The sequence below is a fragment of the Bacillus sp. 2CMS4F genome, from assembly GCF_023161785.1.
Classification (GTDB): Bacteria; Bacillota; Bacilli; order Bacillales; family Bacillaceae; genus Bacillus; species Bacillus halotolerans.
The window spans coordinates 108,485-130,155 of sequence record NZ_JALNTO010000006.1; the positions used below are offsets into that span (position 1 = coordinate 108,485).

At 46.4% G+C, this 21,671-nt stretch carries 19 protein-coding genes and 1 pseudogene; 12 read left to right on the forward strand and 8 right to left on the reverse strand.

Features of this window, described 5'->3' with window-relative positions:
* Window position 1: 1 nt before the first annotated feature.
* The 7 genes and pseudogenes from MTN95_RS11015 to sboA all read right to left on the reverse strand — a co-directional run bounded on the left by MTN95_RS11015 (window position 2) and on the right by sboA (window position 4,963).
* Window positions 2-1,165: an insulinase family protein gene (locus MTN95_RS11015; protein WP_248338214.1), complete on the reverse strand. Its 1,164-nt coding sequence runs from the start codon at window positions 1,163-1,165 to the stop codon at window positions 2-4.
* A complete protein-coding gene (locus MTN95_RS11020; protein WP_248338155.1) occupies window positions 1,155-2,468 on the reverse strand; it encodes a bacteriocin biosynthesis protein AlbD in 1,314 nt (437 codons plus the stop codon). Before MTN95_RS11020 ends, MTN95_RS11015 begins: the two co-directional genes overlap by 11 nt.
* Complete coding sequence (locus MTN95_RS11025; RefSeq protein WP_248338157.1) at window positions 2,461-3,180, reverse strand: ATP-binding cassette domain-containing protein; 720 nt, start codon at window positions 3,178-3,180, stop codon at window positions 2,461-2,463. Before MTN95_RS11025 ends, MTN95_RS11020 begins: the two co-directional genes overlap by 8 nt.
* The gene (albB, locus tag MTN95_RS11030; protein WP_024123213.1) at window positions 3,177-3,338 is read right to left on the reverse strand and encodes an antilisterial bacteriocin subtilosin biosynthesis protein AlbB; all 162 of its coding nucleotides are present in this window, start codon (window positions 3,336-3,338) and stop codon (window positions 3,177-3,179) included. Before albB ends, MTN95_RS11025 begins: the two co-directional genes overlap by 4 nt.
* 12 nt (window positions 3,339-3,350) lie before the next feature.
* Window positions 3,351-4,697 carry a subtilosin maturase AlbA gene (gene albA / locus MTN95_RS11035; protein WP_105954404.1) on the reverse strand — a complete coding sequence of 449 codons (1,347 nt, stop codon included), beginning with the start codon at window positions 4,695-4,697 and terminating at the stop codon, window positions 3,351-3,353.
* Between the two features lie 37 nt (window positions 4,698-4,734).
* Window positions 4,735-4,875: pseudogene (locus tag MTN95_RS21675) on the reverse strand (bacteriocin-like protein SboX).
* Window positions 4,832-4,963, reverse strand: a complete 132-nt coding sequence (sboA, locus tag MTN95_RS11045; RefSeq protein ID WP_003222002.1) for a subtilosin A — start codon at window positions 4,961-4,963, stop codon at window positions 4,832-4,834. Before sboA ends, MTN95_RS21675 begins: the two are co-directional and overlap by 44 nt.
* Window positions 4,964-5,274: 311 nt before the next feature.
* Here sboA and MTN95_RS11050 point away from each other — a divergent pair, with 311 nt between their 5' ends.
* From MTN95_RS11050 to MTN95_RS11065, 4 genes are all read left to right on the forward strand, one after another.
* A complete protein-coding gene (locus MTN95_RS11050; protein WP_024123211.1) occupies window positions 5,275-5,703 on the forward strand; it encodes a YwiB family protein in 429 nt (142 codons plus the stop codon).
* Window positions 5,700-7,370 carry an arginine--tRNA ligase gene (gene argS / locus MTN95_RS11055; protein WP_248338159.1) on the forward strand — a complete coding sequence of 557 codons (1,671 nt, stop codon included), beginning with the start codon at window positions 5,700-5,702 and terminating at the stop codon, window positions 7,368-7,370. Before MTN95_RS11050 ends, argS begins: the two co-directional genes overlap by 4 nt.
* Window positions 7,371-7,504: 134 nt before the next feature.
* Window positions 7,505-8,692 carry a nitrate/nitrite transporter gene (locus MTN95_RS11060; RefSeq protein WP_010332275.1) on the forward strand — a complete coding sequence of 396 codons (1,188 nt, stop codon included), beginning with the start codon at window positions 7,505-7,507 and terminating at the stop codon, window positions 8,690-8,692.
* Window positions 8,693-8,802: 110 nt separating this feature from the next.
* On the forward strand, window positions 8,803-9,519 hold the full coding sequence (locus tag MTN95_RS11065; protein ID WP_101859805.1) for a fumarate/nitrate reduction transcriptional regulator Fnr: 717 nt from the start codon (window positions 8,803-8,805) through the stop codon (window positions 9,517-9,519).
* A gap of 32 nt (window positions 9,520-9,551) precedes the next feature.
* Here MTN95_RS11065 and MTN95_RS11070 read toward each other — a convergent pair whose 3' ends face one another.
* On the reverse strand, window positions 9,552-10,271 hold the full coding sequence (locus MTN95_RS11070) for a YwiC-like family protein (protein WP_248338161.1): 720 nt from the start codon (window positions 10,269-10,271) through the stop codon (window positions 9,552-9,554).
* 142 nt (window positions 10,272-10,413) lie between these two features.
* On the opposite strand from MTN95_RS11070, the gene MTN95_RS11075 reads away from it, so the two are divergent.
* The 8 genes from MTN95_RS11075 (at window position 10,414) to MTN95_RS11110 (ending at window position 21,671) form a co-directional block, all read left to right on the forward strand.
* Window positions 10,414-10,890 carry a cyclic nucleotide-binding domain-containing protein gene (locus MTN95_RS11075; RefSeq protein WP_024123206.1) on the forward strand — a complete coding sequence of 159 codons (477 nt, stop codon included), beginning with the start codon at window positions 10,414-10,416 and terminating at the stop codon, window positions 10,888-10,890.
* A gap of 155 nt (window positions 10,891-11,045) precedes the next feature.
* Window positions 11,046-14,732, forward strand: coding sequence for a nitrate reductase subunit alpha (locus MTN95_RS11080; RefSeq protein ID WP_248338164.1), 3,687 nt, complete (start codon window positions 11,046-11,048; stop codon window positions 14,730-14,732).
* The gene (gene narH, locus MTN95_RS11085) at window positions 14,722-16,185 is read left to right on the forward strand and encodes a nitrate reductase subunit beta (RefSeq protein WP_248338167.1); all 1,464 of its coding nucleotides are present in this window, start codon (window positions 14,722-14,724) and stop codon (window positions 16,183-16,185) included. Before MTN95_RS11080 ends, narH begins: the two co-directional genes overlap by 11 nt.
* 25 nt (window positions 16,186-16,210) lie before the next feature.
* Window positions 16,211-16,765, forward strand: coding sequence for a nitrate reductase molybdenum cofactor assembly chaperone (gene narJ / locus MTN95_RS11090; RefSeq protein WP_095712798.1), 555 nt, complete (start codon window positions 16,211-16,213; stop codon window positions 16,763-16,765).
* On the forward strand, window positions 16,762-17,454 hold the full coding sequence (narI, locus tag MTN95_RS11095; protein ID WP_105954398.1) for a respiratory nitrate reductase subunit gamma: 693 nt from the start codon (window positions 16,762-16,764) through the stop codon (window positions 17,452-17,454). The genes narJ and narI overlap by 4 nt, the downstream gene beginning before the upstream one ends.
* 164 nt (window positions 17,455-17,618) lie before the next feature.
* Window positions 17,619-18,248, forward strand: coding sequence for a YitT family protein (locus MTN95_RS11100; protein ID WP_248338170.1), 630 nt, complete (start codon window positions 17,619-17,621; stop codon window positions 18,246-18,248).
* 104 nt (window positions 18,249-18,352) lie between these two features.
* Complete coding sequence (gene cls, locus MTN95_RS11105; RefSeq protein ID WP_248338172.1) at window positions 18,353-19,855, forward strand: cardiolipin synthase; 1,503 nt, start codon at window positions 18,353-18,355, stop codon at window positions 19,853-19,855.
* An 88-nt stretch (window positions 19,856-19,943) separates the two neighbouring features.
* Entirely contained in the window at window positions 19,944-21,671 is a 1,728-nt protein-coding gene (locus tag MTN95_RS11110; RefSeq protein ID WP_248338174.1) for an ABC transporter ATP-binding protein, read from the forward strand.

Sequence of the window (21,671 nt, forward strand, 5' to 3'; positions counted from 1 at the left end):
CTCATCCCCTTACTACATGAGCTCCGATATATGTAAGATTTTTGATGAATTGCAGCAAATCGCGGCACGTGACCGCTGAGATGCTGTCCAGCAAGTCTTCTTTTTGGCAAGAGAAACGGCGCAGGATTCCCATATAGGCTAAGAGTCCTTCAGGAGAATCAAATTGCAGCAGGATTTCATTGATTAAAAATTGTTGTGCCTTTTTTAATTCCGGTTCATCCGCGTGGAAATGCGATACAGCTTCCAAAACTCTTGGAGGAATCTCGTTTTCACGAAGCTGGTCGGTGCATACGGAAACAAGCAGCATATTGCTCATGATGTCATAGCGGGTGATCACGTGATAAACGGCCAGATCTTTTTCGCGAAAATGCCGAAATAAAGCGGAATGGCCGTACTTGCCGAGCAATCCGTCTATCAGCTGGATGGCTAAATAATCGCGGACATCTTTCATGTCCCCGCAGTCAAAGCCAAGTGTCATAACGGACGGACCTGCTGTGCTGCGTGTCTCTGTTTCGAAAATATGCTGATTCACAGGTTTTCTTACAGCAGACATGGCGGACGCCTGTGGGGCATGACTCTGAACATCACAGGATTGTATGTTTCCTAATATGTTCAGCTGTTTCTGCTGAGAAAATAAATCAGCGATAAATTCCGACGCATCCAGAAAACGTTTAGGATGCACAGCCATAAGCTTGTCTTTCCGGCCAAACATGGCAGTGCCGTACATCGGGTTTCCAAAGGCTTCCTCCGCCAGACGGGCTGCTGAATAGGAGAACGGGTCAGCGAATGTCTTTTCCATTTTCAGCAGCAGTTCAGCTTTTGCCTTTTCCGCTGCGCTGGCAGAAAGAGAAGCCGGAAAGGAGGACATGTTAACAAAGGTGTTCAGAACGGCATCTGTATGAAATCCCTCAGCATATAACGGATGAATCATGCGGGTCCCGTACGTTTTCAGCTGCCGGTCAAAAAAGAGATTTGCTGAATACATGAAGCGGCGGCCGGCGGCATAGCCGAAAGTGTCGATGATGTTTTGCTTCTGGTGTGCAGCCGCGCCATAAAAATAGATCGTTTCTTCTTCAGGTTCCGCCGCGCTTTCGATCGGCTTCAGAAAGCTCGCGGCAATCGAGATGGTTGAAAATTGATCAGTCGTCAGCAGGTTAACTTCCAAGCCGTTCTCTTTTTCCGCTTGTATCAAAGAAACCACCATCCTGTTTTTGCAGTAAATAGACAATGATCAGCCCGGCAATCGGAATGACTGCCAAGGAAATAACAGTGCCTGTTAAAGTAGCTAAAAAAAGAGGAATACAAAATACATAGGAACGGTATTTAGAGAAACCGCTCCAGAGCTGCTGCTCCGTCTGCCAGCTGAAGGACGGCTTTTTTTCATCTGAAATTAACCGAATATAAGCCCCTGCCAGCAGCAATTCCGTACACTGCAAAAAAGTCAAAAGTGAAATCGGCCGGCCGCTGATCAAGCCCATTATCATGGCAATCAAAATAAACCCGCCGGCCAATAAACCGGAATAAAAGCGATATTTCGCCCAAAGCATCGTTCTGCGTTTAATCGGAAGCGTGATCAGCAGCATCCGGTCATTTTTCTCAAGAGAATACAATAAAGCAATCGGTGAGCAGATCAGCAGGAGAGCGCTAATCATGATATAGACGACATGCTGATCGGCAATGCCGGTGTTCATCATCTGAAACGAAAAGAAGCCGCTGAATGCCCCCATCACAATATAATTTAAGAGCATCGCTTTGGAGGAAATAAACCGGTTCCATTCTCTTTTATAAAATGAAAATTCTGATGTCCGCATAAAAGAATGCATTTTGCTCTGCTGCTGAGGCGCCTGCAAAAATGAAGGGAAGTCAATCACGATAGCCCAGAGCATATGAATCGCACATAGCGGGATCGTTACGGCAGGCATCAAAGCCGCACTGAAGCACACGCAGGTAAATGCCGCCGCATGCAGCAGGAGTGCCGTTCTCCTTTTTTTGACGAAAAGATTGCTTAACAAAACGCCGAAAATAATCGAATAGACAGTAAAAAACGAAAATCTGCCGAGCCAATACAGGGTTTGTGCTCCTGACAGCGTTCCGTTTCCGAATAAGAACAGCGGTAATATGAAAAAGAAGAGCGTCCTTCTCAAGCAAGTATCAACAAACAAAACCACACTCTGAGCGAGCCAGAAGCTCCGGGAAGAGATCGGCAATAGACAGCTCAGCTTCATGTAAGATTCCTTCCATTGGGATGTAACAGAGAGAAACACCATGTACGCATTCATAAACAGAAGCGCGAGCGTGATGTATGTTTTTCCTAAGGTTGATTCATCAATGCCTGCCTGGCGGATCAGCCCGATTTCAAACAAGGCCAGAACGGCAAGCCCTGCGGTGATGCGAATGGCGTCTTTTTTTCCTTGGCGGCCGTAAAGCTGTTTGAACAGCAATGACAGAATCGGAAACAGGTTATTCATGGCCGATCACCTCAAAAAATTCACGCCGAAGATCAGTCTCCTCTCCAATCGGAATGACCTTCCGGATCTGTTTGTGATGAAGGATGGCCGCATAATCACAAAATCTCTGCACCACATCGAGCAAATGGGAAGAAAACAAAATCGTTCCGCCTGCCTTGCAATACTCCTGCATTTTCTGATAAAAAACTTCTATTGACTCCACATCCAAGCCGACAAGCGGCTCATCCAAAATAAACAGGGGAGCCCCGAGCAATAGCCCGGTCATCAACACAACCTTTTGCCTGTTGCCGAGGGACAGCTCGGAAATTCTCCGGTTTGTGTATTGGGAAAAGTGAAATTCCTCTGCCAAACTGTTAAATTGCTGCTCTGAGAAATCTTTATGATACAAAGAATGAACGAAAGAAACATAGTCCTTCGCCGTAATTTCTGTAAATAGAAGCGGATAATCGGCAGCAAAGTAGCGGCGGATCTTCAGCTCATCTGATGTTTTCTGCGGCATGCCGGCGTCCGCTTCAATGCCGCACAGCGTAAAGTACCCGCTGAAATTGCGGTTTACCCCTGTCAGCGTATTGATCAGCGTTGTTTTTCCGGCGCCGTTTACCCCAAGCAGTCCGTAAACGGCGCCTTTTTCTAAATGTAAATCTACGTTTTCTAAGATGACGTTGTCTTGCTCATACCACACGGATACATCGTGTATATCCAAAATGCTCATCGCGAGTCAGCCTTCCGCGCGCGCATACCGAAAATAATGGCGATGGCGATAGAAATCAGCGTAAACAAATAATCGCTTTTTACGAAGTAGACGACCGCGCCGATGACAAAAATAAATGAAAGGATATACAGTAACATTTTTCTTTGTGCTGGTGACAAATTGTTTCCCTCCTAAATAAGCTGGACCACATCTTCTAATTGTTCATTTTTCGCCCAGGAGCAGATGTTTTTTCTGTGGTATTTGTTGGAGTTCAGCCCTTTTAAGTAACAGCCTCCGCAATAGCCGCTGAACGGGCATTTGTCTTTCATGCAATGCTCGCTGAACCGCGGCGCCTGCGCTTTCCACAATTTATGGACAAGAGGGGAGTCAAAAATGCTTTCATATGAATCATGAAATATATTTCCCAATGAAAATTCCTTCGGGAAGAGTGCGCACGGGCGTACTTCTCCGAACGGGCTGATCACAATAGATTTCCAGCCGGCGCCGCAGTTCGCCGCACGTTTTCTTTCATACGGAATGATCGGGATCAAATCTTTAAATTCATCAATGACATTTTGCTCGTACTCCATAAATTTGCGGTGCTGTTCGGCATCTTTCGTCGGATGGACAATATCTCTGCCTCTTCCGAAATCATCAACCCAATTGTAAGAGAACGCTTTCGCCCCGAGATCGCGCACCTTTTGGGCCATATCGTGGATTTCCCACATGTTTTTTTCGAAAACCGACATGGCGACTCTGACAAAAATACCATGATCACTCAACAATTTTATCGTTTTACAGGTTTGGGCAAAAGAGCCTTTTCTCCCTCTAAATGAATCATGCACTTCGGACTGTACGCTATCCAGTGATATGCCGACGATGATTTTTTGCTTATAGGCTTTTAACATTTCCAAGCTTTCTTTTCGCATCAGCGTTCCGTTGGTTAAGACGGCGACTTTTTTGAATTTCTTTAACACATATTCAAGAATCTCATTGGCGTTTGGATGGACGAAAATTTCGCCGCCTGTGATTTCACACGTTAAAACGCCGTTATCATACAGCATATCAGCCGTTTTCTTAAATTGATCAATGGATACGGTGCCGAGCGCTTCCGGCGAGCTTTCTAAATAGCAGTGGGCGCACTTTAAATTGCAGCGGTGCGTCAGCTCAAAGGTGGCATGCAGCGGCATCGGAAATTCATTGCTTCCACTGGTGGCGATTTTGTGAAAGCGGGGCCGGTTTTCAAGCTGAATGACCTGCTTGTTCAAAAGCATGCTGAGCATGTCATAGTACCAGTCCTTATGGTCTTCCGGCGACTCATCATACTTTGCGCATTGCTCTTCTAAAATCTGTTCAGCCGTTCTTTGACCGTCCATCAGCATACAAAGCTCGTAAGCCGTTTTGTTGAGATCTAAGTATTCAAAATCAGAGATCGAGACGTTATCACGCAAGTAGTCAATTTCCAGCACGCCGCCCTCAGGCAACTGGTGGACTCTTACACTTTCATTAATAAATGGAAACATCTGCTCTATAAACAAAATACCATCCCCTATACATATGATTCAAATATAAAAATCACTGTGTATGTATAACTAAGATGTAGATTTTAGTTAAAATTTGTATTTTAGTTAAAAAGGGCATAGTAATTTACTATGCCCTTTTCCGGAGAACCTTATCCCCAGAGACCGAATAGACCTGTTGCACCGGCAATTTCAAAATCAGGGATAGGTCCGTCCACTAAACAAGCGGCTCCGATTGAACATGTCGCGCAACCTTTGTTTTCTACAATGACAGCTTTTTTCATAATTGAATCCTCCCTTTTTTTGTTTTTCTAGCAGATCTTTGATGTACTTTTATATTAAAACTATCAAATTACCATTTCAATACATATATTTTGAAGAAAATGTGAATTACAAACGGTAGAATTCGGAAAAATGTAATATTTCCTAAAGGTAATCAGTGGTATGATTTTCTCTTCTATAAAGGAATTGCTTTTTCTGAGGTTTATCTTCAAATCTGATGAGCAATGATGGTAAGATAGAAGCAGTTGAAGTTTACAAACCGAATGATTATACTATTCAAGTCAAAGTGGAAAGATGAAAAGGACGTGTCAGAATGAAGCAAGAGACACCGATAACAATCCATGTGAAATCTGTGATCGAGGATGACGGAAACGAAGAAGTGATCGAATTCCGCACCACCGGATTTTACTATGTGAAACAGAATAAAGTGTATCTATCTTATTATGAAGAACACGACTTAGGCAAAGTGAAAACGATTGTAAAAGTAAGCGAAGGCGAAGTGCTTGTCATGAGATCAGGCGCTGTCAAAATGAACCAGCGTTTCGTAACTGGAGCTTCCACAATCGCCAAATATAAAATGTCATTTGGTGAGCTTGAGCTGAAAACGAGCACAAAATCGATTCAATCTGATCTCGGCGAAGAACAAGGCCGTATCAGTATCGCATATGATATGCATGTCGGAGACGAGCAGCAGCATTTACATAATATGACGATCACGTATGAGGGAGGAACTCACGCATGAACATTGCGGAACAGATGAAGGACGTGCTGAAAGAAGAAATCAAAGCAGCCGTTCTGAAAGCGGGGCTGGCTGATGAAAGCCAGATTCCAAATGTCATTTTAGAAACACCGAAGGATAAAACACACGGCGATTATTCAACAAATATGGCGATGCAGCTCGCGAGAATCGCTAAAAAAGCGCCGCGCCAAATCGCTGAGGAAATTGTCGCTACTTTTGATAAAGGAAAGGCTTCTATTGAAAAGCTTGATATCGCCGGTCCTGGTTTTATCAATTTCTATATGAACAATCAATATTTAACGAAGCTGATCCCGTCTGTATTGGAAGCGGGAGACGCGTATGGAGAAACAAACATCGGAAACGGCGAACGCGTTCAAGTGGAATTTGTATCTGCAAATCCGACGGGGGACCTTCACTTAGGCCACGCGCGCGGTGCGGCTGTCGGCGATTCCTTGTGCAATGTGCTTGCAAAAGCGGGTTACGATGTGAGCCGCGAATACTACATTAACGATGCCGGAAACCAGATTAACAACCTGGCGCTTTCTGTAGAAGTCCGTTACTTTGAAGCGCTTGGACTGGAAAAACCGATGCCGGAGGACGGCTACCGCGGTGAGGATATCATTTCAATCGGAAAGCGTCTCGCTGAGGAATATGGCGACCGTTTCGTCAACGAAGAAGAAAGCGAACGCCTCGCATTTTTCCGTGAGTACGGTTTGAAATACGAGCTGGAGAAGCTTCGCGTAGACTTGGAAAACTTCCGCGTGCCGTTTGACGTGTGGTATTCTGAAACATCACTGTACCAAAACGGAAAAATCGATAAGGCGCTGGACGCGCTGCGTGAGAAAGGCCATGTCTATGAGGAAGACGGTGCGACTTGGTTCCGTTCCACAACGTTCGGAGATGACAAAGACCGCGTACTGATCAAAAAGGACGGCACATACACATACCTGCTTCCTGATATCGCGTACCATAAGGACAAGCTTGACCGCGGCTTTGATAAGCTGGTCAACGTATGGGGCGCCGACCATCACGGCTACATCCCGCGTATGAAAGCGGCAATCGAAGCGCTTGGCTATGAAAAAGGAACGTTGGAAGTAGAAATCATTCAGCTCGTGCACCTTTACAAAAACGGCGAGAAAATGAAAATGAGCAAACGAACGGGGAAAGCGGTAACGATGCGCGACCTGATTGACGAAGTCGGCCTTGATGCCGTGCGTTATTTCTTCGCGATGCGCAGCGCTGATACGCATATGGATTTTGACTTGGATCTTGCTGTATCAACATCTAACGAAAACCCTGTGTATTATGCGCAATACGCACATGCCCGCATTTGCAGCATGCTTCGCCAAGGGGAAGAGCAAGGACTTAAGCCGGCGGTAGATCTTGATTTCAGCCCTATTCAATCAGAAAAAGAATATGATCTGCTGAAAACAATCGGCGGTTTCCCGGAGGCAGTGGCGGAAGCGGCGGAAAAACGAATTCCGCACCGTGTGACGAATTATATTTATGACTTGGCTTCAGCTCTGCACAGCTTCTACAATGCGGAGAAAGTCATCGATCCTGAAAACGAAGAGAAAAGCCGTGCGCGCTTAGCTTTAATGAAAGCAACGCAAATCACGCTGAACAACGCGCTTCAATTGATCGGCGTATCGGCTCCTGAAAAAATGTAATCAAGCTGAAAGGACAAAGCCAGAGGGCTTTGTCCTTTTTTTGTTAAAAAATCGTGTGATATAGTTCACAATCTTCTTCGCCGAGTTTTTGTATGATAAGGCTGATTATTGAATCAGTGAAAGGGGCAAGCCGAATGATTAACCGTCAACACTTTCAATTATCGCTGCAGTCATTAAGCTTGGTGGCAGGGTTTATGGTTTGGGTGCTGATTTCGTCACTTATTTCCCAAATCACATTAGATATTCATTTGAGCAAAGGCGAAATCTCCCTGGTAACGGCCATACCCGTTATATTAGGATCGCTTCTCCGCATTCCGCTGGGGTATTTGACCAACAGGTTTGGCGCGCGGATCATTTTTATGATTAGCTTTATATTGCTTTTATTCCCTGTATTTTGGATCAGTATTGCAGATTCCCTGTTTGATTTAATCGCGGGCGGTTTTTTCTTAGGGATTGGGGGAGCCGTTTTTTCCATTGGGGTTACATCTCTTCCGAAGTACTATCCTAAAGAAAAACATGGCGTTGTAAACGGTATTTACGGTGCCGGGAATATCGGAACCGCGATCACTACATTTGCAGCTCCCGTGATTGCTCAAGCGGCGGGGTGGAAAAGTACGGTGCAAATGTATATGGTTCTGCTGGCTTTATTTGCTTTGCTGCACTTTTTCTTCGGTGACCGGCATGAGAAGAAAGTGAAGGTGTCCGTAAAGACTCAAATCAAAGCCGTTTACCGAAATCATGTGCTGTGGTTTCTGAGTCTCTTTTATTTTATTACGTTTGGCGCCTTTGTCGCTTTTACAATCTATCTGCCAAACTTTCTTGTTGAGCAGTTTGATCTGAGTCCTGCGGATGCCGGGCTGCGGACGGCAGGTTTTATTGCTGTATCCACGCTGCTCAGGCCGGCGGGCGGGTGGCTGGCTGATAAAGTGAGTCCGCTCCGCATCCTGATGTTTGTCTTTGCAGGCCTGACATTATCGGGTGTCATCCTGTCGTTTTCGCCGACGATCGGCATTTACGCCTTTGGGGCGTTAACGGTTGCGGTGTGCTCCGGGATTGGAAACGGGACGGTTTTTAAACTGGTTCCTTTCTATTTTTCTAAGCAGGCGGGAATCGCCAACGGAGTTGTGTCTGCCATGGGCGGATTAGGCGGCTTTTTCCCTCCGCTGATCCTGGCGAGTGTATTTCAGGCGACGGGACAATACGCCATCGGATTTATGGCGCTTTCGGAAGTCGCGTTAGCAAGCTTTGTCATTGTCATATGGATGTATTGGCAGGAAAGAATGAAAACACATACAGAGAGAAGCGGGCACAGCGTAAACTGACGGGCCGCCGGCGATTGGGGAATTCACGAGATTGTAAGTTTTTTCTGAAAAGCGCAAATGATTTCACGTTACAATAGATACACAACGTGACTTTTCTTCGAGGTGAGCTCATGAACTTTCTCTCTGTTCGAACATCTGATAAGGATCTTATTTCCAGTGATCTTCATCAATTGCTGGAATCCATCAGCACAAAAAGAAAAATCAAAAAACACACATACCTGTTTCGAGAAGGAATGGATGCAGAAGAGCTTTATCTGATTCAGTCAGGACTCATTGAAATCGGGAAGCTGACGGCTGACGGCAAAGACCTGACGCTTAGAATCTGCCAAAAAAATGATATTGTCGGTGAATTAACACTTTTCACAGAAGAACCGAGATATATGCTCAGTGCAAAAGTGCTGGAGGATGGCGAAGTGCTCGTTATCAATAAAAGCAGACTTGAAAAGGAACTTATCCACAACGGTGCTTTGACATTTGAATTTATGAAATGGATGAGCACCCATTTGCGCAAAATTCAATCCAAAATCAGAGACCTTCTTCTTCATGGCAAAAAAGGGGCGCTCTACTCCACCCTCATCCGCTTGTCAAACAGCTATGGGGTGAACCGGAGTGACGGCATTCTCATTAACATTGCCCTGACAAACCAGGATTTGGCAAAATTTTGCGCGGCTGCAAGAGAGAGCGTCAACCGCATGCTGGGGGATCTCCGCAAACAAGGGGTTATTTCAATAGAGGATTCCGGAAAGATTGTACTGCATCAGCGGGACTATTTACGGTGTGAGATTGAGTGCGAAAATTGCCCGTTAGAGATTTGTAATATTGATTAAGAGGAAACAAGGACAGCAATATGTCCTTGTTTTTATCTTGTTAGCCAAATACACATGATGGCGAAAAAGAAGCACGCATTGACGATTTCAAGAATGCCGATCGTTTGAACAGGCCACTTCTTTCCATGAAAAAACCATGCACGCAAACTGCTGGGGATAAAGGCGAGAACGGCCCATCCACCTCCGAGAGCTGCGGAAAGTAAGGGGAGGATCAGGTGATAGCCCCACGACCAGTAAGCAAATACTCTATTATTCTTCTCCCGGATCACCGACTTCACATAAAATGAACTTCCGATAAAAAACAAAGCAGATTGTGCGAAAATAAACCATGCCCAGCCGTCAAGAGTCTCCGTCCCCAGCCAGCAGCTGGCGAGTCCGCCTGTACAAAAGAATAAGACGCCCGCAAAATCATTCAGCAGCGCTCGTTCATTTTTTTGCCGGGCATAATACACATGAATGAGAAACATCGGCAGCAAAGAAAAGGCAAGCCAGATAAAAGACGGCTTATGGATGACAGCGGCAAGCAAAAAGCTGCAGGCTGGAAAACTGTAAGAAAATATCCACTTTTGATAGGGTTCGATTTGTTTCTTTTTTAATGCCAGCGTAACAGGATAAACAGCCAAATAAAGAAAAAGCCAGCCTAAAAATAGGGGGATATGCCAAAGAACCGCTCCTCCCTTCACCATACCGAGGCAAAACGGAATCAGCAGCATGGCCCAAGCGCCGTGCTGCTTCGGAATAAGCGCCTTCATCGAAACACTCCTTTCTTGTTTCATTATAAAAGCAAAAATACGCCAATAAGTGACATTCATCATATCATCTGTGAAATATATCACTGCTGTCATGGATCGGCCGGGCTACACTAAAGCTATCCTTAGCACAGGAGGCTTCCCTATGAATCAGTGTGACTATTTATTTTTTTTGAAACAACTTCCTATGTTTAATGAAGTGCCTCTATCCATTGTCGAAACATTGCTGAATAACGGGACGTTTATCCGCGGTTCATGTGATCAGGATCCATCTTTTCTCCATTCTCAATCCATTTATATTGTATTAAAAGGCAGTATTCGTTTTATTGACAGCAGGCTGCCTGAAGGGTCGCAAACCGTGGCGCTGTGGGAAAAAGGCGATGTGTTTCCCATTGATCAAAAAGGCGGGATGTTCTTATCTCCATTCATTTCAGTCCGAACATCCGAAGACATTCTTATGCTCAATATCCCTTTTTACATATTAAAGAAAATCATGTCCTATTATCCGCAGCTGCAAATGAATTTTCTGGTGATGCTCCAGCAAAATGTCTTTTTCTCTTATGAGCTGTTTTTGCGATACATGCATAGATCTCAGGACGAAAACGCTGAGCCCGATTCCTAAAAGGAACCGGGTTTTTTGTTCGGTATTTCCATTCCTTCTTCCTCATGTGAACTTTCTGTGAAAAAAGGGGAGTGTGTGACATAGTTCACAAGGAAACATCCTGCCTCTGTATATAGTGAATTTAGAATACCTGACTCGGAAGGAGTGAAATATTCATGAAAAAAAAGAAAATGAGTCCGTTGTTTAGGAGATTAAACTATTTCTCTCCTATTGAGCATCAATCAAATAAACATAGCCAAACAACCTATGAAGATCGTGATTGGGAGAATGTATACAGAAACAGATGGCAGTACGATAAGGTCGTCCGCTCCACCCACGGTGTCAACTGCACAGGGTCCTGCAGCTGGAATATATACGTGAAAAACGGCATCGTCACGTGGGAAGGGCAAAATTTGAATTATCCTTCAACAGGCCCGGATATGCCTGATTTCGAACCGAGAGGCTGTCCGCGGGGGGCCAGTTTTTCATGGTATATTTACAGCCCGCTCCGTGTGAAATATCCGTACGTGCGCAGTGTGCTGATCAATTTGTGGCGGGAAGCATTGCAGGCTCATCAAAACCCTTTGGAAGCATGGAAATCGATCGTTGAAAATCCGGATAAAGCGAAGTCCTATAAACAGGCGCGGGGAAAGGGCGGCTTTGTGCGCGCTGAATGGCCGGAGGTGCTGAAGCTGATTTCTGCTTCTCTGCTGTATACGGTTATAACATACGGCCCTGACCGGAATATCGGGTTTTCTCCGATTCCGGCTATGTCCATGATCAGCCATGCGTCAGGCTCGCGGTTTATGTCTTTGATTGGCGGCCCTATGCTCAGTTTCTATGATTGGTATGCGGATCTTCCCCCGGCATCCCCGCAAATCTGGGGCGACCAGACAGACGTCCCGGAAAGCAGTGATTGGTACAACTCAGGCTATATCATCACATGGGGCTCCAATGTGCCGTTAACGAGGACGCCGGATGCGCATTTTTTGGCAGAAGCCCGCTATAAAGGCGCTAAGGTCATCTCAATCAGCCCGGATTTCGCGGAATCCTCTAAATTTGCAGATGACTGGCTGAGCATCCGCCAAGGAACAGATGGCGCGCTTGCGATGGCGATGGGTCATGTGATCCTGCAGGAGTTTTACGTTAATCAGAAGACAGAGCGTTTCATAGAGTATGCAAAGCAATATACGGATTTCCCGTTCTTTGTCACTCTAACTAAAGAGGATGGCGTGTATACGGCCGGGCGTTTTCTTCATGCAAAGGACATCGGGCGGCAGACGGAGCATGATCAGTGGAAGCCTGCGGTGTGGAATGAACGTACAAGCGCATTCGCGATCCCGCAAGGAACAATGGGCTCCCGCTGGGACGGCCAAAAGAAATGGAACCTGCACATGATAGATGAAGAAACAGGCGAATCGATTGAACCCCGGCTTTCGGTGCTCGGCATAGAGGACGAAATCGGCACGGTTCGAATCCCTTATTTCTCAAATGAGGAAAACAGAGTGCTAGAGCGAGATCTGCCTATAAAAAAACTGGCCCTGGACAATGAAGATGTGTATGTCACAACCGTATTTGACTTGATTTTGGCTAACTACGGCGTGAATCGGGGGATCGGGGAAAAATCAGCCTGCTCGTATGACGATCCTGAACCGTTTACGCCAGCCTGGCAGGAGCAGGTGACAGGGATCAAAAAAGAAGCCGTCATTAAGATAGCCAGAGAGTTTGCCCAAAATGCAATCGATACAGAGGGCCGATCCATGATTATCGTAGGGGCGGGGATCAACCACTGGTTCAACTCTGACACGATCTACCGGGCAGTATTAAATCTCGTATTACTGGTAGGCGCCCAAGGCGTAAACGGCGGAGGCTGGGCTCATTATGTGGGACAGGAAAAACTCCGCCCTGCTGAAGGCTGGCAGACGATCGCCAACGCTAAGGATTGGGAGGGGGCGCCAAAGCTGCAAAACGGCACTTCCTTTTTCTATTTTGCGACTGACCAGTGGCGCTACGAGGATCAGCCGGTCAGTGACTTAGCATCTCCGATCGCGGCATCCTCCCGCTACAAGCATCACGCCGACTACAATGTGCTGGCTGCAAGACTGGGGTGGCTTCCGTCTTATCCGACATTTGATAAAAACGGAATTGACCTGTACAAAGAAGCTGAAAAAGCGGGAGCGAAGACAACAAAAGACGTTGCTGACTATGTGGCCCGCCAGCTTCAAGAGAAAAAACTGAAATTTGCCATTGAAGATCCTGACAATGAAGCGAATTTTCCGAGAAACCTGTTCGTGTGGAGGGCGAATCTGATCTCCAGTTCGGGAAAAGGGCATGAATATTTTCTCAAGCATCTCTTGGGAACGACGAACGGCTTGATGAATGACGACAGCGACAGCATCCGTCCCGAAGAAATCAAATGGCGCGAGCAGGCACCGGAAGGAAAGCTCGATTTGTTAATCAATCTCGATTTCCGAATGGCCGGTACCGCCTTGTATTCCGATATCGTGCTTCCGGCGGCGACATGGTATGAAAAACACGATCTCAGCAGCACTGATATGCATCCGTTTATCCACCCCTTTGCCCCGGCTATTTCGGCTCCTTGGGAATCGAAGTCAGACTGGGATATTTTCAAGGCTTTATCAAAAGCCGTCTCCGATCTCGCGGACGAAGTTGATATGAAGCCGGTAAAAGAAGCTGTCGCCGCACCGCTCCTTCATGACACGATGCAGGAAATGGCGCAGCCTCTCGGAAAAATAAAGGACTGGAGCAAAGGCGAATGCGAAGCCGTCCCGGGGAAAACGATGCCGAACATTCAAGTCGTTGAAAGGGACTACAAACAAATCTTTCATAAAATGACCGCGCTCGGCCCAAACGCCGCCTTAAAACCAAGCGGAACAAAAGGAATGAGCTGGTCGATAGCCGATGAATACGAATCACTCAAAAAAAGGCTGGGAGAAGTCACCTCAGACAGTGTCGCAAAGGGATGTCCGAATATAAGCGAGGCCAAGCAGGCGGCAGAAGCCGTTTTAACCCTTTCGTCCACGTCGAATGGAAAAGTTGCCGTAAAAGCATGGGAATCGCTTGAAGACATCACGAATCTGAAGCTGAAAGATCTGGCTGAAGAGCGGGAGGAAGAATGCTTTACGTTCGAACAAATCACGGCTCAGCCCAAAACGGTCATCACGTCTCCGGCATTTACAGGCTCGGAAAAAGGCGGGCGCAGGTATTCACCGTTTACGACAAATGTGGAAAAATTAATCCCTTGGCGGACGCTGACGGGCAGACAGTCTTACTATGTCGATCATGAGCTGATGATGGAGTTCGGGGAAACGATGGCGACCTTTAAACCGATCCTCCAGCATCGCCCTTTCTTAAGCAAACGGCCTGATCAAGAGGGCAAAGAAATCGTTCTCAATTATTTAACGCCGCATAATAAATGGTCCGTGCACAGCATGTATTTTGATTCTCTGCCGATGCTTACGCTATTTCGCGGCGGGCCGACAGTATGGATGAATAAAGATGATGCGGCAGATGCGGATATCAAAGACAACGATTGGATTGAATGCTTTAACCGAAACGGTGTTGTCGTAGCCAGAGCGGTTCTGTCTCACCGGATACCAAAAGGAATGGCGTTTATGCACCATGCCCAAGACCGCCACATCAACGTGCCCGGCACAAAACTGACCAATAACCGCGGAGGCACCCATAACAGTCCGACAAGGATTCACGTCAAGCCGACACAGATGATCGGCGGCTATGCCCAGCTCAGCTACGGCTTTAACTACTATGGCCCTACGGGGAATCAGCGCGATCTGAATGTGGTCATCCGCAAGCTGAAGGAGGTCGATTGGCTTGAAGATTAAAGCGCAAATCGGAATGGTCATGAACTTAGATAAATGCATCGGCTGCCACACGTGCAGCGTGACCTGCAAAAACACATGGACAAACCGTTCCGGTGCCGAGTATATGTATTTCAATAATGTAGAAACAAAGCCAGGTATCGGCTATCCGAAGCAATGGGAGGATCAGGACAAATATAAAGGCGGCTGGACCTTAAAAAAAGGAAAGCTCGAGCTGAAATCAGGCCCGAAAACCAACCGTCTTGCAAATCTTTTCTATAATCCGAATCAGCCAACCATTGATGATTACTACGAGCCTTGGAACTATGATTATGAAACGCTGACTAACAGTCCGCAGAAAAAACATCAGCCCGTAGCGCGGCCAAAATCGTCGCTGACAGGAGATTTTATGAATATTGAATGGGGGCCGAACTGGGAGGATGATCTGGCGGGCGGACATATTACGGGACTTGAAGATCCGAACGTTCAAAAGATGGAGGAGTCTATCAAAACAGAATTCGATGAAGTCTTTATGATGTATCTTCCGCGCATCTGCGAGCACTGCATCAACCCGGCATGTGTCTCGTCCTGCCCGTCCGGCGCCATGTATAAACGCGAGGAAGACGGCATTGTGCTCGTGGATCAAAATGCCTGCCGTTCATGGAGATACTGTGTTTCATCCTGTCCTTATAAAAAAGTCTATTTTAACTGGCAAACGAACAAAGCGGAAAAATGCACACTCTGCTTTCCGCGTTTGGAGGCGGGACTGCCGACCATTTGCTCTGAAACATGTGTAGGGAGAATCCGTTATTTGGGCGTCATGCTGTATGACGCGGATAAGGTGGAGGAAGCGGCATCTGCAGAAAATGAAAAGGATCTCTATCATTCTCAATTAGAAGTGTTTCTTGATCCGAATGATCCCGAGGTTGCTAAACAAGCAAAAGAACAGGGCATCCCGACAGATTGGATAGAGGCTGCACAGCAATCGCCCATTTATAAGATGATTATCGACTGGAAAATTGCCCTGCCGCTTCATCCGGAGTATCGGACATTGCCGATGGTTTGGTACATTCCTCCTTTGAGTCCGATCATGAATCTCTTTGAAGGAGAGGGAAGCCGGCAAACAGCGGAAGACATTTTTCCGGCTATCGACCAAATGAGGATTCCGATTGACTATTTGGCGCAGCTATTAACGGCCGGTGATACAGATCATATTCGGTCGACATTAAAGAAAATGTCTGTCATGCGCCAGTATATGAGAGCGGTCCAGACGAATAAATCCATCGACCCGGCACTGATCTCCAGTGTCGGCTTAACAGAACAGCAAATTGAAGACATGTATCGGCTGCTTGCGATCGCCAAATACGATGACCGATTTGTGATTCCGAGCAGCCACCGTGAAGACATTTCTGATTTATACGCTGAACAAGGGAGCTGCGGCTTATCATTTTCAGGCGGTCCCGGCTCTTGTATATAACCAAAGAAAAATGAGGTGTAACACGATGAACACCACAGACCGGCAAATCACATTCTCGGCTCTTTCTTATCTTCTTTCGTATCCGGATGAAGAGTGGAGAGCGGAACATCCCGAATGGGAAGATCTGATCAATGAAATCGAAAATCAGCATATCCGGGAGAAACTGCTTCACTTTGTAAAGTCATCAGCATGCTTTTCCCCGCAGGCCCTGATTGAACATTATGTATACACGTTTGACTTCGGGAAAAAAACGAATATGTATGTCACCTACTTTAACTCAGGCGAGCAAAGGGAACGCGGCATTGAATTGCTGCAGTTAAAGAACACTTATGAGCAATCCGGCTTCCTCCCGACAGACAAAGAGCTTCCCGATTACCTGCCACTTATGCTGGAATTCGCCGCCATTGCGGAGATGAAGGAAGCCAAGAGCATATTTGAGAAGTATCTGTCTAATTTGCGGGAGCTGACATCCCGTTTAGATCAAAACCAAAGTTTATATGCCGTATTGCTGGATGCACTGCTTACCGCACTTGAGGAAATCGGCTTGTGTGAAAGCAGCGAAGGAGCTGTTCGGACATGAGCGGGCAGATCCTGTGGGTCATCATGCCGTATATGGTATTGACGATATTTATCGGCGGGCATATTTACCGCTATCAGCACGACCAGTTTGGCTGGACCGCCAAATCAAGCGAACTGTTAGAAAAGAAAAAGCTTGCGGCGGGCAGCACGCTCTTTCATTGGGGGATGCTGTTTGTTATCGGCGGACACGTTATGGGCATTCTCATCCCCGAAGGTGTATATCGTGCAATCGGCATCACAGAACACGTGTATCACAAAATGGCGATTGGCGTCGGCTTGCCGGCGGGAATTGCTGCAGTAATTGGACTTTTCATCCTGACATACAGAAGGCTGTTTGATAAAAGAATCCGCAAAACCAGCTCGCCCTCCGATTTTCTCACGCTGTTTTTGCTGCTGTTTGTGATGGTCTCGGGCGTTGCAGCCACATTTCTCAACGTTGATTCGAAAGGATTCGATTACCGGACAACAGTCGGGCCGTGGTTCAGGCAGATCTTTTTGTTGAGGCCGGACGCTTCTTTAATGGAGAGTGTTCCGCTATGGTTTAAGCTTCATATTCTCATGGGATACGTCATTTTTATCATGTGGCCATTTACGAGATTGGTTCACGTGTTCAGCCTGCCGCTCAAATACCTGACCCGCAGCTATGTCGTATATCGCAAGCGTTCGAAACGACACATACCGCATCCGTAAAACCATCCCCCTTTGCCAAAAAGGGGGATTTCTCATCTTCTCTTACATTATAGGAAAAAATAAAAACCTAAGATATTTTCTTACAAGACAATTGCTTGGCGGCAAGGAATACTGATATTTTTGTATTTGGAAATAACAATATGTTTGAAAAAGGAGAGTGAAGAATGAAACGGATGTTCCTACTTTTAACTGCCTGCCTCATCACTAGCGCCGGGGTTCTGACTCTCAGACATTCTCATGTATTAACCGGCGGCACAGCCGGCCTTTCTCTAAGCCTGACGTACGTGTTTCATTCCTCGTTTGCTATTATCTTCTTTCTGATTAATATCCCGTTTTATGTCTTTTCTTTTATCAGAATGGGTGCCAGCTTCACTTTATCCACCATATTTGCAGTAACAGCACTGACCCTTTTTACAAGCGCTGATCACTGGCTTCCGCCCGTCTCTTTTTCCCCGTTTGCCGGCGCGATTTGCGGCGGAGCATTGATCGGGTTCGGCCTGTCGCTCATGTTTTATCATCAGGCATCCCTTGGCGGCGCCAATATTCTCGCTTTATTTATGCAAAAGCGATACGGGTGGAATCCGGGGACGGTTAATTTCGCCTTCGATTTAGCCGTTGTGCTGGCCGGGATTTGTTCCGTCGGTTTGCAAAAAGGCCTCTGCTCCATCCTGTCCATTGCCATCACGGGATTGGCTGTCGGCTTCTTTAAACATAAAATCAAAAGCAGCTACTCGCTGAAGCCAGATTTGCTCAAAAACTTTACTTCCGGCCAATCACAGGAAGCCTCCTCGTAAGCCTTTCCGCCCCGTGCGCGGAGAGGCTTTTTTCATAGAAAGGTTTAAAGGTTAGAAATAAGAGGAAATACGAAGGTAATCGGATCGGAATGGAGAGGGGACAAATGCTGAAAAGGAGACTGGAGTTTTTCTTTTTATATATCATGCTCATCGGGGCATACGTCATATGGGTTTTTCCGGTTTCCAGGCTTGAGTTTTACGGAGGACTGCTTTGCTATGCTGGCATTATTTTGTTCAGCATTTATTCGTTAATCCTTGAAAATCGAACGTCACAGCACACGCTGTTATGGATACATATTCTAGTCTTTTTTCCGATCGCGGGCTACATGTTTTATCTGTTTTCCGGACAGCTGTATGTAAAAGGAAAGCTGTTTAAAACAAAACGAATGTACAACAGGGAGAAGCTTCGAAAGCAGTTTGACATGGAGGAAACGCCTGAAGTGACCGGATTGAAGGACAATCAAGAAAGGTTTTTTACCTATTCCATCAGGGCTTCACATATGAAGATCAACACGAAAAGCAGTGTGAAGGTTTTGAAAAACGGGGAAGAAACCTTTCCTGATATTTTCAAAGCAATGCGGAAAGCGGAATCTTATCTGCATATCGAATACTACATGTTCAAATCGGACATGCTTGGGCGCGGCATGATGGAGATTATGATGGAAAAGGCGCGTCAGGGTGTCGAGGTGCGGTTTTTATATGACGCTGCGGGCAGTATCAAATTGGCAGGAAGAGATATTATGAAAATGAAAAAAGCGGGCGTGGACATCGTTCCTTTTTCTCCGCTGAAATACGGGTTCTTCAATCAGAAATTGAATTTTCGAAATCACCGTAAAATCGTGATCATAGACGGAAAAATCGGCTTTGTCGGCGGATTGAATGTTGGGAAGGAATATATCAGTCGAGACCCGATTATCGGTTTTTGGAGAGACACTCATCTGCGGTTGGAAGGAGAAATTGTGCAAACGCTTCACGCCATCTTTATGCTGGATTGGGAATATGTCTCTAATGAAGTGTTAATTGATCAAAAAGAATACAATACGCCAGTCCCCGTGGAGGGAGGAGGCATTTATCAAATTGTCGCGACAGGGCCTGACATGAAGGAAAGCATGAGTGACCTCTACTATGAAATGATTTCTGCAGCGCAGAAATCTGTGTGGATCGCCACGCCTTATTTTGTCCCGAATGAATCCATCCGTACGGCTTTGAAAGCCGCGGCGACAAAAGGGGTTCAGGTGCGGGTTATGGTGCCGGAGACGAATGACAGCTTTTTAACGCAATACGCGTCGAGATCGTATTTCCCTGAGCTGCTTCTAGAAGGGATTGAGGTGTATTCCTATCAAAAAGGCTTCATGCATCAAAAAGTGATAATCATTGACGGCGATCTCGCCTCAGTCGGAACCGCAAACATGGATATGCGCAGCTTTCAGCTCAATTTTGAAGTGAACGTTTTCTTCACGGATGCCGAAGCGATCCGCACCCTGGAAGACCATTTCGAAGAGGATATGCTGGAAAGTGAGAAGCTTAGCCCTGTCGGCTTTTATAAAAGAGGAATGGCCGACCGGACAAAGGAATCAGTTGCCCGTCTCTTTTCAAGTGTTCTGTAAGAAAAAAGAAATACTGTCTTTCAAAACAGCCAGTGTATAGTATAATTGAGAAATCTTATCAGTTATTAATGCATTGGGGGAAGATAGGGTGCTGCGGCAATTTTTTGCGTATTATAAACCATATAAAACATTGTTCTTTCTCGACTTTTTCTCGGCGATCGCAGGAGGCTTAATGGAGCTGAGTTTTCCTTTAATCGTCAATTATTTTATTGATACCTTGCTTCCGGGGAGAGACTGGGGCCTGATCATCGCGACCTCAATCGGATTGTTCGCGGTTTACGCGCTCAGCTCGGCTCTTCAATATGTCGTTACGTATTGGGGGCATATGCTCGGAATCAATATTGAAACCGATATGAGAAAGTCGCTATTTGACCATCTGCAAAAGCTGTCCTTCAAATTTTACGACAACAACAAGACGGGAACGTTAATGTCGAAGCTGACGAACGACTTAATGTACATAGGCGAAGTCGCCCATCACGGTCCAGAAGATTTGTTCATCGCCATTATGACGATTCTCGGGGCGTTCGGGGTTATGCTGTTTATCAACTGGCAGCTGGCATTGCTGACGTTTATTATCATGCCGATTGTCATTTGGCTTGCGCTTTACTTCAATAAAAAAATGACCAAAGCGTTTACGACGCTGAACAAGGATATCGGAGACTTCAGTGCGCGGGTAGAAAATAATATCGGCGGCATCCGGCTCGTTCAGGCGTTCGGCAATGAATCGTTTGAAAAAGAGCGCTTCGCTGTTAACAATCAGCGATTCCGCATCACTAAGCTGTCATCATATAAAATCATGGCGAAAAACGGCTCCATCAGCTATATGCTGACACGGTTTGTCACGCTGTTTGTCCTCTTGTGCGGTACGTGGTTTGTCATCCGAGGCTCCTTGTCGAACGGAGAATTTGTGGCGTTTGTGCTATTAACGAATGTCCTTTTTCGGCCGATTGACAAAATTAACGCCATTATTGAAATGTATCCGCGGGGAATTGCCGGCTTTAAAAGCTACATGGAACTGATAGAGACGGAGCCGGATATTCAGGATTCTCCAGAGGCGAGAGACGTTTCCGGACTGAAAGGAGATATCCGCTATCAGCATGTTTCGTTTGGCTATGATGAGAATCAACATGTCCTTCATGACATTAACCTGACCATTCGGGCGGGGGAAACGGTAGCGTTTGTCGGTCCGTCCGGAGCGGGGAAATCAACACTTTGCAGTCTGCTTCCGCGCTTTTATGAAGCGTCAGAAGGCGACATTACCATTGACGGCATCAGCACTAAAGACATGACGCTGTCTTCCTTGCGCGGGCAGATTGGCGTTGTGCAGCAGGACGTTTTCTTATTCTCGGGCACACTGAGAGAGAATATTGCATATGGCCGTTTGGACGCATCAGAAGAGGAAATCTGGCAGGCAGTGAAGCAGGCTCACTTGGAAGAACTCGTCAGTCACATGCCGGATGGATTGGACACTGTCATCGGAGAACGCGGCGTAAAACTTTCCGGCGGGCAAAAGCAGCGCCTTTCAATTGCGAGGATGTTCTTGAAAAATCCATCTATCCTGATTCTGGACGAGGCAACTTCTGCCCTTGATACAGAAACAGAAGCGGCGATCCAAAAGGCGCTTCAAGAATTGTCGGAGGGGCGCACGACGCTGGTGATCGCCCACAGACTGGCGACGATCAAACACGCGGACAGAATTGTCGTCGTGACAAAAAACGGTATCGAGGAACAAGGGCGGCATCAGGAACTGATCGAAGCCGGTGGTATTTACAGCAGACTGCATCATGCACAGTTCGGAGAGATGGTGCAGCAATAG